This window comes from Variovorax sp. Soil_C_12 (assembly GCF_057657375.1).
Genome location: NZ_JBDGIO010000011.1, coordinates 50821 through 63723, shown reverse-complemented (window position 1 = coordinate 63723; position 12903 = coordinate 50821). Strand labels below are relative to the sequence as shown.

Below are 12903 nucleotides of genomic sequence, written 5' to 3'. Positions count from 1 at the left end.
TTCAGGCGGCCGCGTCGTGCGGGGCCGCGGTGATCGATCGGGCCGTCACCCGGTCGATGCGCTTGCCGTCGAGCGCCACGATCCTGAAGCGCCAGCCCTCGCAATCGATCTCCTCCTCCACCTCGGGCAGGTGGCCGGACACGAAGATCAGCAGCCCCGCCACCGTGTTGTAGCGCCCGCGCTCCTCGTCGGGCAGCTCGCGGATGCCCAGGCGTGCGCGCAGCTCGGCCACCGGCATCAGCCCGTCGAGCTCCCACTCGCCGTCGGGCCGCTTGTGGGCCCAGGCGTCGGCCTGGGTTTCGGTCTGCAGCTCGCCGGTGATGGCCTCGAGCAGGTCGCCCGGCGTCATCAGGCCCTGCACCACGCCGTATTCGTCGACCACGAACACCATCCGCGCGGCGCGCGCGCGGAACTGCTCGAGCAGCTCCATGCCCGTCAGCGTCTCGGGCACGAAGATCGCCGGCTGCGCCGCTTCCTCGATGGTGCCGGGATGCGCCAGGCCCAGCGCCAGCAGCCTGCCCACGCTGATGGTGCCCACCACGTCGTCCAGCGAGCTCCTGCACACCGCGTACCAGGAGTGGACCTCGTCGCGCACCGCTTCGGCCGACACCTTCTGCAGGGCCTGTGCGACCGTGTCGGAGGCCTCCAGCCACTCGATGTCGGCGCGCGGCACCATCAGCGAGCTCAGCCGCCGGTCGTCGAGGTGGAACACGTTGCGCACCATCTGGTGCTCGTGCATCTCGATCACGCCGGCGTCGACGCCCTCCTCCAGGCTGGCCGAGATTTCTTCCTCGGTCACCATGCGGCCTGCGTTCAGGTCGATGCGCAGCAGCTTCAGGGTCGCGGCCGTGGCACCCGACAGCAGCAGCACGAAGGGCTTGGCGGCGGCGGCCAGCATGTGCATCGGGCGTGCGACGTGGCGTGCCACCGGCTCGGGATAGAGCTGGCCGATGCGCTTGGGCACCAGCTCGCCGAAGATGATGGTGAAGAAGGTGATGCAGCTCACCACCACGGCAGTAGAGACGAAGCTGGCCGTCCCAGGGCCCATGCCCGAGCGCTCCATCCAGGCAGCCAGCGGCCCGGCGAAGGCAGCCTCGCCGACGATGCCGCTCAGCATGCCGATCGAGGTGATGCCGATCTGCACCGTGGAAAGGAACTGTGTGGGCGATTCCATCAGGTCCAGCGCGGCTGCGGCGCCGGCATCCCCCGTCTCGGCCAGCGCGGCCAGGCGCGCGCGGCGGCTGGTGGAGAGGGCCATTTCGGACATTGCGAACGCCGCGTTGAGCGTGGTCAGCAAGGCCAGCAGAAAAACATCCATGGAGGGGGGCGAGAATGAGGACCCATGGCACTCTACCTGATCGGCGATGTGCAGGGCTGCGACGAAGCCCTGGCGCGCCTGCTCGACGACATCGCTTTTTCCCCCAGCCGCGACCAACTGGTGCTGCTGGGCGACCTGGTCAACCGCGGACCCGATTCATTGGCCGTGCTGCGGCGCGTGCAGCGCCTGGACGGCGCCGCGCAGAGCGTGCTGGGCAACCACGACCTGCACCTGCTGGGCGTGGCCCAGGGCGCGCGCAAGAACAGCCGCAAGGACACGCTGGCCGAAGTGCTGGCCGCACCCGACCGCGAAGCCCTGCTCGACTGGCTGCGCCGGCAGCCGATGGCGCTGCACCGCGAGCTCGCCGACGGCGAACTGCTGATGCTGCATGCGGGCGTGCTGCCGCAGTGGAGCCTTGTGGACACGCTGGCGCTGGCGGCCGAGCTCGAATCGGTGCTGCGCGGGCCCGCGCTGACCGAGTTCCTGCAGACCATGTACGGCAACGAGCCCGCGCAATGGAACGATTCGCTCACGGGCAGCGCGCGGCTGCGCGTCATCGTCAATGCCTTGACCCGGCTGCGCTTCTGCAGCGCGGAGGGGGTGATGGAGTTCGAAGCCAAGGACGGCGCGGGCGCCGCGCCCGAGGGCTTCATGCCGTGGTTCGACGTGCCGGGGCGGCGCACGGCGAGTGTCACCATCGCCTGCGGCCACTGGTCGACACTGGGCTGGGTCTCGCGGCCCGACCTGATCTCTGCCGATACGGGCTGCGTCTGGGGCGGCTGCCTGAGCGCGGTGCGCATGGGCGCGACGAGCGCGGATCGCGAGCTGATCCAGGTGCGCTGCGCGCAGGCGCAGAAGCCGGGCCGAACAGCCTCGCTCAGCTAGGCTGCGGCGCCGCGGCCTTGAACAGCGCGGGCACCTTGCGCTTGCTCTTGATGTTGCTGGAGATGCCGCGCGCGGGCGTGGCCTTGGCGGCGGCCTCCCAGGAGGGCGCGGCCTCGCGCTCGGGGCTTTCGTAAGGCTTCTCGAAGAAGGGATCGCGCGGCGCCGCCGGCGTGCGGTGCGGCCGCGTGTTGCGCCCGAAGCGGGCTTCGCCGTTGCGCTCGCGCGGCTGGTCGAGCACGTCGCGCGCGTCGCCGGCCTCGCCCTCGTCGCGCCAGTGGCGGCGACCGTCGTTGATGCGGCCGCGCGGGCGGTCCTCGTCGAACTCCACCGGCTCCAGCTCGATCTTCTTCTTGATCAGCTTCTCGATGTCGGCCACCAGCCGCACGTCGTTGCCGCCGCTGGCGAAGCTCACCGCCAGGCCCGAGGCGCCGGCGCGGCCGGTGCGGCCGATGCGATGCACGTAGTCTTCGGCGTTGAAGGGGATGTCGAAGTTGAAGACCGCGGGGACGTCCTTGATGTCCAGGCCACGGGCTGCCACGTCGGTGGCCACCAGCAGGTCGACCTCGCCGGCCTTGAAGGCGGCCAGCGACTTCAGGCGCTCGTCCTGGCTCTTGTCGCCGTGCAGCGCGGTGGTGTTGAGGCCTTCGCGCTCGAGCGAGCGCGCAAGCCGCGCGCAGCCCAGCTTGCTGTTGACGAAGACGAAGGCTTGCTTGAGGCCGCGCTGCCTCAGGATCTGTTTCAACGCGCGGCGCTTGTCGTCGTCGCTCACGCTGTAGAAATGCTGCTCGACGGTGGAGGCCGTTTCGTTCGGCCGCGCCACCTCGATGGTGACCGGGTTCTGCAGGTAGCTGCCGGCCAGGCGCCGGATCTCGGGCGAGAAGGTGGCCGAGAACAGCAGCGTGGTGCGCTGCTTGGGCAGGTACGAGAGGATGCGCTGGAGGTCGGGCAGGAAGCCGATGTCGAGCATGCGGTCGGCCTCGTCGAGCACCACGTACTCGACCTGGTTGAGCACCGCGTTCTTGGCCTCGATGTGGTCCAGCAGCCGGCCCGGCGTGGCCACCAGGACCTCGACACCCTTCTTGAGCTCCAGGGTCTGCGGCTTCATGTCGATGCCGCCGAACACCACCGTGCTGCGCAGGTTGGTGTGCTTGGCATAGAGCTTGACCTGCTGCGCCACCTGGTCGGCCAGCTCGCGCGTGGGCAGCAGCACCAGCGCCCGCACCGGGTGGCGCGCCGGCGAGGTCGAGCTGTTCTCGTGCTTGAGCATGCGCTGCAGGAGGGGCAGCGAGAAGGCCGCTGTCTTGCCGGTGCCGGTCTGTGCGGCGCCCATCACGTCCTGGCCTGCGAGCACCACCGGAATGGCCTGCTCTTGGATCGGCGTCATGGTCTCGTAGCCCATTTCGGCCACGGCCCGCGCCAACGGCTCGGCCAGGGAAAGATTGGAGAAGGAACTGGTCATGAACCTTCTATTGTCGCACTGCGGCAAAAAACGGGGATGACAGTGCGGTGACTCGTGGTTTCGCTATGTTTTCAATAGCAACAGATCGCTGCCTGAACTAGAGGCTGCGCGCGGCGAACGTGTCGCAGTCCTGGATCTTGCCGCTCTTGTAGCCGGCGCTGAACCAGCGCTGGCGCTGGGCGCTGGTGCCGTGGGTGAAGCTGTCGGGCACCACGGCCCGGCCGGCCGAGCGCTGCAGGGCGTCGTCGCCGATCTTCTGCGCGGCGTTCATGGCCGCCTCGATGTCGCCCGGGTCCAGCCACTTCTTCGACTCCTGCGAATGGTGCGCCCAGATGCCGGCGAAGCAGTCGGCCTGCAGCTCGACGCGCACGCTCAGCGCATTGTTCTGCGTCTGGCTCAGGCGCCCGCGCATCTGGTCGACCTTGCCGGTGACGCCCAGCTCGTCCTGCACATGGTGACCCACTTCGTGCGCGATCACGTAGGCCCGGGCGAACTCGCCGGGTGCGCCGAGCTCGCGCGAGAGGGTGTCGTAGAAGGCCAGGTCGATGTAGACCTTCTTGTCGCCGGGGCAGTAGAAGGGCCCCATGGCCGACTGGCCGGTGCCGCAGGCGGTGGGCGTGGCGCCCCGGAACAGCACTAGGCGGGCGGGCGTGTAGCTGCCGCCGTTCTGGCGGAAGACGTCGCTCCACACCACCTCGGTGTTGCGCAGCACGGTCGAGACGAAGGCCGCCTCGCGGTCATTGGCCGGCGGCTTCTGCGCCGGCCCCTGCTGCTGCACCTGGGCGGGCGGTTCGCCGCCGCTCATCAGGCCCAGCAAGGTGAGCGGGTTGATGCCGAAGATCCATCCCGCGATCACGGCCACCGCGACCGTGCCCAGCCCGACGCTGCGCCCGCCGATCGGCAAACCGCCGAAGCCCCCGCCTCCGCTGCGGCGGTCCTCGACGTTGTCCGATTGTTCGTTGCCTTCCCATCTCATGATGCGTCTCCTTGCCGCCCCATGGCGGCCGCCGCTCCCGATAGTACGCGCCCGGCCTGGGCGCGCATGTCCATGGCTGGACATCCTTGCGCCGGTCCGCCGGGGCCGCAGGGCCCGCGAGGCGCGAGCGCGTGCAGGACAGCGCCGCGAAGTGGATCAGGCCTTGGGCAGGGTCACGCCGCGCTGGCCCTGGTACTTGCCGCCGCGGTCCTTGTAGCTGGTCTCGCAGACCTCGTCGCTCTCGAAGAAGAGCACCTGGGCGCAGCCCTCGCCGGCGTAGATCTTGGCCGGCAGCGGGGTGGTGTTGCTGAACTCCAGCGTCACGTAGCCCTCCCACTCCGGCTCGAAGGGCGTGACGTTGACGATGATGCCGCAGCGCGCGTAGGTGCTCTTGCCCAGGCAGATGGTCAGCACGTTGCGCGGGATGCGGAAGTACTCGACCGTGCGCGCCAGCGCGAAGCTGTTGGGCGGGATGATGCAGGAGTCGCCGTGGAAGTCGACGAAGCTCTTCTCGTCGAAGTTCTTGGGGTCGACCACCGTGCTGTGGATGTTGGTGAAGACCTTGAACTCGGGCGCGCAGCGGATGTCGTAGCCGTAGCTCGAGGTGCCGTAGCTGATGATGCGGTGGCCGTCCTGCTCGCGGATCTGGCCCGGCTCGAAGGGCTCGATCATGCCGTTCTTCTCGGCCATGCGCCGGATCCACTTGTCGCTCTTGATGCTCATGTCGGGTCCTTCCTTGGGGCCGCTATTCTAGGCAGCGGCTTCCCCACCCCGTCGAGCTCAGGCTGCCGGCGCCTGGGAGATCACGGTGCGCTCGACCAGCCGGTCGTCGCCCAGCACGATCAGCGCGAACAGCAGCTCCTCCAGGCTCTCCGCCCGCGCCGTCTTGCGCGCGAGCATCGGCGTGACCTTGGGGTCGAGCACCAGGAAGTCGGCCTCGCAGCCCGGCTGCAGGTTGCCGATGGTGCCTGCGAGCCCCAGCGCGCGCGCCGCGCCGCCGGTGTGGCGCCACCACAGCTGCGAGGGCGCGATGCTCAGGCCAGGCTTGGTCTGGCCCTCGCGGCCCACGTAGTAGGCGGCCAGCATGGTCGAGAAGGGGCTGAAGCTGGTGCCGCCGCCCACATCGCTGGCCAGGCCGTAGGCGCAGCCGATGCGGTCGGCCCCCTCGAAGTCGAAGAAGCCGCTGCCCAGAAACAGGTTGCTGGTCGGGCTCACGGCGGCGGCGGTGCCGGTCTCGCGCATCAGGCGGCGGTCGTCGTCGTCGAAATGGATGCAGTGGGCATAGACGGCGCGCTCGCGCATCAGGCCGAAGCCGCGGTAGACGTCGAGGTAGGAACGGGCGCCGGGGAAGAGCTCGCGCGCCCACTTCACCTCGTCCTTGTTCTCGGCCACGTGCGAATGGATCCAGGTGTCCGGGTACTTCGCGGCCAGTTCGCCCGCGCCGCGCAGCTGCGCGTCGGTGCTGGTGGGCGCGAAGCGCGGGGTGATCGCGTAGCCCAGGCGATCCACGTTGTGCCATTGGCGGATCAGCGACTCGGTGTCGATCAGGCTCTGCTCGGTCTGGTCGCGCACGCCGTCGGGGGAATGGCGGTCCTGCAGCACCTTCCCCGTGATCATGCGCAGGCAGCGGCGCTGCGCTGCCTCGAAGAAGGCCTGCACCGAGGCCGGATGCGAGGTCGCGAAGGTCAGGGAGGTGGTGACGCCGTTGCGCAGCAGCTCGTCGAAGAAGACCTCCGCCACCTCGGCCGCATGGGCCGGCTCGGCGAAGCGGCTCTCGGCCGGGAAGGTGTAGTTCTCGAGCCACGGCAGCAGCCCTTCGGAGGGGGCGCCGATGATGTCGGTCTGCGGAAAGTGGATGTGCATGTCCACGAAGCCCGGGGCGATGATGCGGCCCGGCCAGTGCGTGACCGCCACGCCCGGATGGCGCGCCGCGACGCTGCCGAAGGCGCCGGCGTCCACGACCCGCTGCCGGCCGGCGGCATCGGGGCCGACGACCAGCAGGCCGTCCTCGTCGAAGACGGGCTGGCCGGCGGCGTCGAATCGCAAAAGGGAGGCGCGGTAGGCTTGCATGGGCTGGGAGGGTAAGGCAGGGAAGCCGGTACGGAATGTGCGAGCGCATATGGAGGCTATATGACAGCCCCGCCGTCCGTCCTGCCCATCCCGGGGTGCCCCTGGCGCTAGAACATAATTCTTCCCTCAACCCCAACTGGAACATCGATGACTTCACGCGACGCAGACCGCCGCGCACGTCCAGCATGAAAGTGCTCCTCATCGGGAACTATCTCCCCGACGGCCAGACCAGCATGCTGGCCTTCAAGCGCATCCTGGAGCGCGAACTTCCCCACGCCGGCTGCGAGCTGCGGGTGCTGACGCCTCCGCGGCGGGTGCTGCGGGTCCCCACTTCCTCGCGCCTGTGGAAGTGGCTGGGCTATGTGGACAAGTTCATCCTCTTCATCCCCTCGATGGCCCGCCATGTGCGCTGGGCCGACGTGGTGCACGTGACCGACCACTCCAACGGCATGTACATCCCCTGGGTCCGGTCGAAACCCAACGTGATCACCTGCCACGACGTGATCGCGGTGCAGGCCGCCAAGGGCATGGTGGACGGCTGGGACGTGGGCTGGACCGGCCGCCTGTTCCAGCGGCTGATCGTCAAGGGGCTGGCAGCGGCCGACCTGGTGGCCTGCGTCTCGCACCTGACCCGGCGCGAGCTGCTGGCGCTGGGGCTGGCCGAGGAGCCGAAGGTCACCGTGGTCCTCAACGGCCTGAACGACGATTTCCGCCCGGTGCCGCCCGAGGAGGCGCAGGGGCTGATCCGGCGCTTCGGCATCTCCACCGATGACAAGTTCCTGATCCACGTCGGCTGGGACCTGGCGCGCAAGAACCGCCGCAAGGTCCTGGAGGCCTTCATCGCGCTGCACGAGCGCGCGGCGGCGAGCGGGCGGCCCGCGCCGGCCGAGCTGCTGGTGTTCGTCGGCCCCGAGCTGGTGCCGGAGATGGCCGAGCTGGCGCGCAAGCACGGCGTGGCCGACCGGATCAAGACGGTGCAGAAGGTGTCGCACGAGGAGCTGCGCGCGCTTTACGCCAGCGCAACCGCCCTGCTCTTCCCTTCGCTGCAGGAGGGCTTCGGCTGGCCGGTGATCGAGGCCCAGGCCTGCGGCTGCCCGGTCTTCACCTCCGACCTGGCGCCGATGAACGAGATCGGCGGCGAAGGCGCGGTCTACGTGGACCCCAACGATGCCGAGGCCATGGCCGCCGCCATCGAGGAAGCCGCGCCGCGCTTCGAGCAGATGCGCCGCCTGGGCATCGAGAACGCCACGCACTACACGGCGCACCGCATGGCCTCGAACTACGTGGCGACCTACCGGCGTGTGCTCGAGGAGCGGAAGGTCCGCCTGTGAAGCGCCTGCTCGGGCTGCTGGTGGTCTTCCTGCCCTGGCCGCTGAAGCGCGCGGTGCTGCGCCGCTTCTGGGGCTACGAGATCGCCGACGGCGCGCGCATCGGGCTTTCCTACGTCTTCCCGGGACACTTGGTAATGGGTGAAGGGGCCTACATCGGCCACTTCAACGTGGCCATCCACCTGGGCCGGCTCGAGTGCGGCGCGCATTCGGTGATCGACCGCTCGAACTGGATCACCGGCCATCCGCCGGCCGGCGCCCATTTCACGCACCGCACCGGGCGCGATCCGACGCTCTCGCTGGGCGAGCATGCGGCCGTCACCAAGCAGCACATCATCGACTGCACCGACCGCGTCGACATCGGCGCCTTCACCACGATCGCCGGCTACCACTCGCAGCTGATCACGCACGGCATCAACGCGGTGGAGAACCGGCAGGACTGCAAGCCCATCCGCATCGGCGCCTACTGCCTGGTGGGCACGCGAGTGACCGTGCTCGGCGGCGCCGCCCTGCCCGATCGCTCGATGCTGGGGGCGGGGTCCGTGCTGAACAAGGCGCACGGGGAGGAGTACGCGGTGTATGCGGGGTCGCCGGCGGTGCAGGTGAAGAAGCTGGATCCCGAGGCGGCGTACTTTCATCGGGAGCGTGGGTTTGTGCATTGAGGTCGCTCGATGAACGCGCCGGTCGCCATCGCGGCAGCGGCGGACTTCATGTGCCGAGTCACGGCTGAGGAGTCGGCGTCTTTAAGGTCGCAGCTCGCGACCTTAAAGACCGGGCGCTAACCCTCACCGCGCAATCCGCCCCTGCACGCCCTCGACCAGCCAGTCCATCATGAGGATCTGGTCGTCGCGCAGCCCCGTGCCCTTGGCGATGACGACCTTGCCCTCGTTGTCGCGCACGTCCTGCGCCGCGCGGAAGACCTGCAGCTTGCCGCTGGCGATGTCCTGCTGGCGCGCCAGCACCTCGTCCTGCACGGCCTTGGGCACCTTGGGGCCGAAATCGCCGACGCGGATCATCCCCTCCTTCACGCCGCCCCAGATGCTGACCGGCTTCCAGCTGCCGTCGAGCACCGCCTGCGCGCGCTGCGTGTAGTAGCCGCCCCATTGGTGAGTGACGGCGACGATCTGCGCATCGGGCGCGACCTTGCGCATGTCGGAGTGGTAGGCGACGGCCATCTTGCCGCGCTCCTGCGCGGCGGCCATGACGGCGGTGGAGCCGGTGTGGAAGGCGATCACGTCCACGTCCTGGTTGAACAGGGTCATCGCGGCGTCGCGCTCGCGCGGCGGATCGAACCAGGCGTCCAGCCACACCACCTTGACTTGCGCCTTGGGGTCGACCGAACGCATGCCCAGCGTGAAGGCATTGATGCCCTGCAGCACCTCGGGGATCGGGAAGCCCGCCACGTAGCCCGCGACATGGGTCTTGCTCATGCGCCCGGCCGCGATGCCGGCCAGGTAGCGGCCCTGGTAGTAGCGGGCGTTCGCGGTCGCGACATTGGGCGCGGGCTTATAGCCGGTGATGGACTCGAACTTCACGTCGGGGAAGTCGCGCGCCACCTTGAGCGTGGGCTCCATGTAGCCGAAGCTGGGCGTGAAGATCAGCTTGTGGCCCTGCTGCGCCAGGTCGCGGATCACGCGCTCGGCATCGGCGCCCTCGGGCACGTTCTCGACGAAGGTGGTCTTCACCTTGCCGGCCAGCGCCGACTCGACGGCCTTGCGGCCCTCCTCGTGCTGCCGCACCCAGCCGGCATCGGTGATGGGCGCGACGTACACGAAGCCGATCTTGAGCGGGTCCGCCCGGGGGACGGACTGCGAATACGAAGGCGATATGAAAAAACAAGCGGCCGCGAACGCGGCGGCGAGGTTTTTGTACATGGTGTTCCTCTACATGGCCCGGAGCAAAAAAATTGACGCTGCGGGGCAGCAGCGCCGGGACGTATTTTACCGGGCGGCCCTGCCGCGACCCGGCCGGTCCGAATGGACCCGGAGCACCTGGCCACCTGCGCGACGCACAACGCAGGCACGAAGGGTTAGCATTCACGCTCCGGCGCCGCCCGTTCGAGGCACCTGCCCATCACCGCCCGCGAGGTCCTATTCCCGTGACTGCCCCCACCCGTGCCGACGCCGCGTCCCCAGGCGACGGCTCGGCGTTCACGATGGCCTTCCAGCCGATCGTGGACCTGGAGCGGCGGGAGATCTTCGCGCACGAGGCGCTGGTGCGCGGCACGACCGGCGAAGGCGCTTCCGAGGTGCTCGGCCGCGTGAGCCCGCAGGACCGCTTCGCGTTCCACGAGGCCTGCCGGGTGAAGGCGATCGAGATGGCCACCGCATTGGGCATGCAATCGAGGCTCAGCCTCAACGTGATGCCCAACGACGTGGCGGGCCAGGAAGCCTGCTTCCGCACCGCCATGGCCGCGGCGAAGCGCTGCAACTTCCCTGTTCACCGGCTGATGTTCGAGATCACCGAGGGCGAGCGCGTCGACGACCTGCCCGGCCTCGCCGCCACCTTCCGCACCTTCAAGCGCTACGGATTCACTTCGGCCATCGACGACTTCGGCGCGGCCTATGCCGGCTTCGAGCTGCTCGCCGCCTTCCAGCCCGACGTGGTGAAGATCGACATGAGCCTGGTGCGCGGCATCCACCAGGACCCGGTGCGCATCACGATCGTGAAGGGCTTCGTGGCGACCTGCGACGAGCTGGGCATCCGGGTGATCGCGGAAGGGGTCGAGGCCTGGGATGAGGTCAGCGTGCTGCGCGCACTGGGCGTGGAACTCTTCCAGGGCTTCCTGCTCGCGAGGCCCGCGATCGCCGCCCTGCCGGCCGTGGCGTGGGACGCCGCCTGACGCTGGCCTGAGGTGGGGTTCGACCCACGCACTCAGACGTTGCTTGTCGCGCGCACCTCGTCGATCGTCGTCTGCCCGGAAAGCACCTTGGCGATGCCGTCCTGGCGCAGGGTGCGCATGCCCTCGCGCAGCGCCGCCTGCTGAATCTCCTCGGCGCGGGCGCCGCTTTGCACCAGGCGGCGCAGCCCCTTGGACATCAGCATCAGCTCGTGGATGCCGACGCGCCCCCGGAAGCCGGTGTCCTTGCACTGCTTGCAGCCGGCGCTCGAGAAGCTCATGAGCCGCCCGTCGCGGGCATGGCGTCGTTCCCAGGAAGCGACCACCCCTTCGCGATCGGACGGCGAGGCCTTCACCGCGTAGGCATTCAGGTAGTCGGACACCAGCTCGTCGATCTCTTCCGGGGTCAGGGGGCGGCTGCTGATGCAGTGGGTACACAGGCGGCGCACCAGCCGCTGCGCCAGCACGGCCAGCAGCGAGTCCGCGAAATTGAAGGGGTCCATGCCCATGTCGAGCAGCCGCGTCACGGTCTCGGGCGCGCTGTTGGTGTGCAGCGTCGACAACACGAGGTGGCCCGTGAGCGAGGCCTCGATCGCCATCTTCGCGGTCTCGTCGTCGCGGATCTCGCCGACCATGATCACGTCCGGATCGGCGCGCACGAAAGCCCGCAGCGCCTTGGCGAAGGTCCAGTCGATGCGCGGGTTGATCTGCACCTGACGCAGGCCCGCCTGCGTGATCTCGATGGGGTCTTCCGCAGTCCAGATCTTGCGCTCGGGCGTGTTGATGTGCATGAGCGCCGAGTGCAGGGTCGTGGTCTTGCCCGAGCCGGTCGGCCCGACGCACAGCACCATGCCGTAGGGGCGCTCGATGGCCTCGGTGAGGCGCGCCAGGTTGCGCCCCGACAGCCCCAGCGCATCCAGCGCGATGGGCTTGGCCGACGCCAGGATGCGCATCACCACGTCTTCCAGCCCGCTGGTGGTCGGAATGGTCGCGACGCGCAGTTCGATGCGGTGCTGGGGCGAGAACTTGGCGAAGTTGATCTTGCCGTCCTGGGGCTTGCGCTTCTCGCTGATGTCGAGGTCGCACATGATCTTCACGCGCGCGACGATCGCGTTGCGGTAGCTGGGCGGCAGCTCCAGGTAGGTGTAGAGCCGGCCGTCGCGACGAAAGCGGATGCGGGTCTTCTCGCGCCCGGGGTAGCTTTCGATGTGGATGTCCGACACGCCCTCGCGGTGCGCTTCCTGGATCATGCTGTTGATCATCCGCACCAGGGAGTTGTCCGACTGCTCGATGGGCGCGTCCTCGTCGGCCGGAGCCCGGACCTCCTTCTCGAGGGTCTCCAGCAGCTCGCTGGTGCCGGCCAGGTCGAAGTCGATGCTCATCGGGTCGGCCGCGGCCGGGCGCCCCTCCGCCTGAGCACCGATCTTCTCGTAGGCCTTCTGCAGCACGTCGTCCAGGTCGCGGCACTGGCCGATCACCGGCACTACCTTCATCTGGCCGATGAACTCCACCTCGTCGATGGCCGCGTGCCGGCTGGCCGGGTCGTCGAGCGCGAGCACGAGGCGGCCCTCATGGATCATCAGCGGCATCACCTGCAGGCGCCGCGCCACGCCATGGCTGATCTTGCGCAGGGCCTCGGCCGCGGGCGGGAACAGCTGCAGGTTGACCAGCGGATAGCCCATCTTGCGCACCAGCGCGAGCTGCAGTTGCGAACGGCTCACCACGCCCATGCGCACCAGCGTCTCGCCCAGCGGCACGCTGCGGTCGAGCTGCTGCTGCGCCAGCGCGGCCTCCAGCTGATCTTCCGTGACCATGCCCAGCGAGACCAGCGCCTGGCCGATGCGCATGATCGGCATGCGGCCCTGGGCCTCGAGCTCCTTCAACAACTGATCCGGCGTGACGACTTCCGCAGACGACATGGCTTTGGCCTCTCTTGTCGGGTTTTTCTTGGGGAACTCCAGGGCTCCCAGCAGCGATTTCAGCACAGCTGCGCGCGCCGCACGAGGAAGGCTCCCGCCCTCATTACGA

The 12903-nt window shown here is 68.9% G+C and carries 11 protein-coding genes; 4 read left to right on the top strand and 7 right to left on the bottom strand.

Features of this window, described 5'->3' with window-relative positions:
- Position 1 precedes the first annotated feature (1 nt).
- A complete protein-coding gene (locus AC3A6X_RS25390; protein WP_487844775.1) occupies positions 2–1318 on the bottom strand; it encodes a hemolysin family protein in 1317 nt (438 codons plus the stop codon).
- A 24-nt stretch (positions 1319–1342) separates the two neighbouring features.
- Between AC3A6X_RS25390 and AC3A6X_RS25385 the strand changes: the two genes are divergently transcribed.
- A complete protein-coding gene (locus tag AC3A6X_RS25385; RefSeq protein ID WP_487844774.1) occupies positions 1343–2203 on the top strand; it encodes a symmetrical bis(5'-nucleosyl)-tetraphosphatase in 861 nt (286 codons plus the stop codon).
- Here the strand turns inward: AC3A6X_RS25385 and AC3A6X_RS25380 are convergent.
- The 4 genes from AC3A6X_RS25380 to guaD form a co-directional block, all read right to left on the bottom strand.
- Positions 2196–3662: a DEAD/DEAH box helicase gene (locus AC3A6X_RS25380; RefSeq protein ID WP_487844773.1), complete on the bottom strand. Its 1467-nt coding sequence runs from the start codon at positions 3660–3662 to the stop codon at positions 2196–2198. The genes AC3A6X_RS25385 and AC3A6X_RS25380 overlap by 8 nt on opposite strands.
- Positions 3663–3759: 97 nt before the next feature.
- Positions 3760–4638, bottom strand: a complete 879-nt coding sequence (gene ypfJ, locus AC3A6X_RS25375; protein ID WP_487844772.1) for a KPN_02809 family neutral zinc metallopeptidase — start codon at positions 4636–4638, stop codon at positions 3760–3762.
- A 156-nt stretch (positions 4639–4794) separates the two neighbouring features.
- Positions 4795–5361, bottom strand: a complete 567-nt coding sequence (dcd, locus tag AC3A6X_RS25370) for a dCTP deaminase (protein ID WP_106555705.1) — start codon at positions 5359–5361, stop codon at positions 4795–4797.
- Between the two features lie 57 nt (positions 5362–5418).
- The gene (gene guaD, locus AC3A6X_RS25365; protein ID WP_487844771.1) at positions 5419–6708 is read right to left on the bottom strand and encodes a guanine deaminase; all 1290 of its coding nucleotides are present in this window, start codon (positions 6706–6708) and stop codon (positions 5419–5421) included.
- A 185-nt stretch (positions 6709–6893) separates the two neighbouring features.
- Between guaD and AC3A6X_RS25360 the strand changes: the two genes are divergently transcribed.
- Positions 6894–8039 (top strand): glycosyltransferase family 4 protein, encoded by a 1146-nt coding sequence (locus tag AC3A6X_RS25360; RefSeq protein ID WP_487844770.1) that lies wholly within the window; start codon positions 6894–6896, stop codon positions 8037–8039.
- Entirely contained in the window at positions 8036–8698 is a 663-nt protein-coding gene (locus tag AC3A6X_RS25355; RefSeq protein WP_487844769.1) for an acyltransferase, read from the top strand. The genes AC3A6X_RS25360 and AC3A6X_RS25355 overlap by 4 nt, the downstream gene beginning before the upstream one ends.
- A gap of 123 nt (positions 8699–8821) precedes the next feature.
- On the opposite strand, the gene AC3A6X_RS25350 is transcribed toward AC3A6X_RS25355, so the two are convergent.
- On the bottom strand, positions 8822–9910 hold the full coding sequence (locus AC3A6X_RS25350; protein WP_487844768.1) for a BMP family ABC transporter substrate-binding protein: 1089 nt from the start codon (positions 9908–9910) through the stop codon (positions 8822–8824).
- A 224-nt stretch (positions 9911–10134) separates the two neighbouring features.
- Between AC3A6X_RS25350 and AC3A6X_RS25345 the strand changes: the two genes are divergently transcribed.
- Positions 10135–10878 (top strand): EAL domain-containing protein, encoded by a 744-nt coding sequence (locus tag AC3A6X_RS25345; RefSeq protein ID WP_487844767.1) that lies wholly within the window; start codon positions 10135–10137, stop codon positions 10876–10878.
- 32 nt (positions 10879–10910) lie between these two features.
- On the opposite strand, the gene AC3A6X_RS25340 is transcribed toward AC3A6X_RS25345, so the two are convergent.
- A complete protein-coding gene (locus tag AC3A6X_RS25340; protein WP_487844766.1) occupies positions 10911–12794 on the bottom strand; it encodes a GspE/PulE family protein in 1884 nt (627 codons plus the stop codon).
- Between the last annotated feature and the right edge of the window lie 109 nt (positions 12795–12903).

Bases quoted from the DNA above. Each gene is read 5' to 3' on its own strand.
- AC3A6X_RS25390 (WP_487844775.1), bottom strand. From the start codon at position 1,318: ATGGATGTTTTTCTGCTGGCCTTGCTGACCACGCTCAACGCGGCGTTC.
- AC3A6X_RS25385 (WP_487844774.1), top strand. From the start codon at position 1,343: ATGGCACTCTACCTGATCGGCGATGTGCAGGGCTGCGACGAAGCCCTG.
- AC3A6X_RS25380 (WP_487844773.1), bottom strand. From the start codon at position 3,662: ATGACCAGTTCCTTCTCCAATCTTTCCCTGGCCGAGCCGTTGGCGCGG.
- ypfJ (WP_487844772.1), bottom strand. From the start codon at position 4,638: ATGAGATGGGAAGGCAACGAACAATCGGACAACGTCGAGGACCGCCGC.
- dcd (WP_106555705.1), bottom strand. From the start codon at position 5,361: ATGAGCATCAAGAGCGACAAGTGGATCCGGCGCATGGCCGAGAAGAAC.
- guaD (WP_487844771.1), bottom strand. From the start codon at position 6,708: ATGCAAGCCTACCGCGCCTCCCTTTTGCGATTCGACGCCGCCGGCCAG.
- AC3A6X_RS25360 (WP_487844770.1), top strand. From the start codon at position 6,894: ATGAAAGTGCTCCTCATCGGGAACTATCTCCCCGACGGCCAGACCAGC.
- AC3A6X_RS25350 (WP_487844768.1), bottom strand. From the start codon at position 9,910: ATGTACAAAAACCTCGCCGCCGCGTTCGCGGCCGCTTGTTTTTTCATA.
- AC3A6X_RS25340 (WP_487844766.1), bottom strand. From the start codon at position 12,794: ATGTCGTCTGCGGAAGTCGTCACGCCGGATCAGTTGTTGAAGGAGCTC.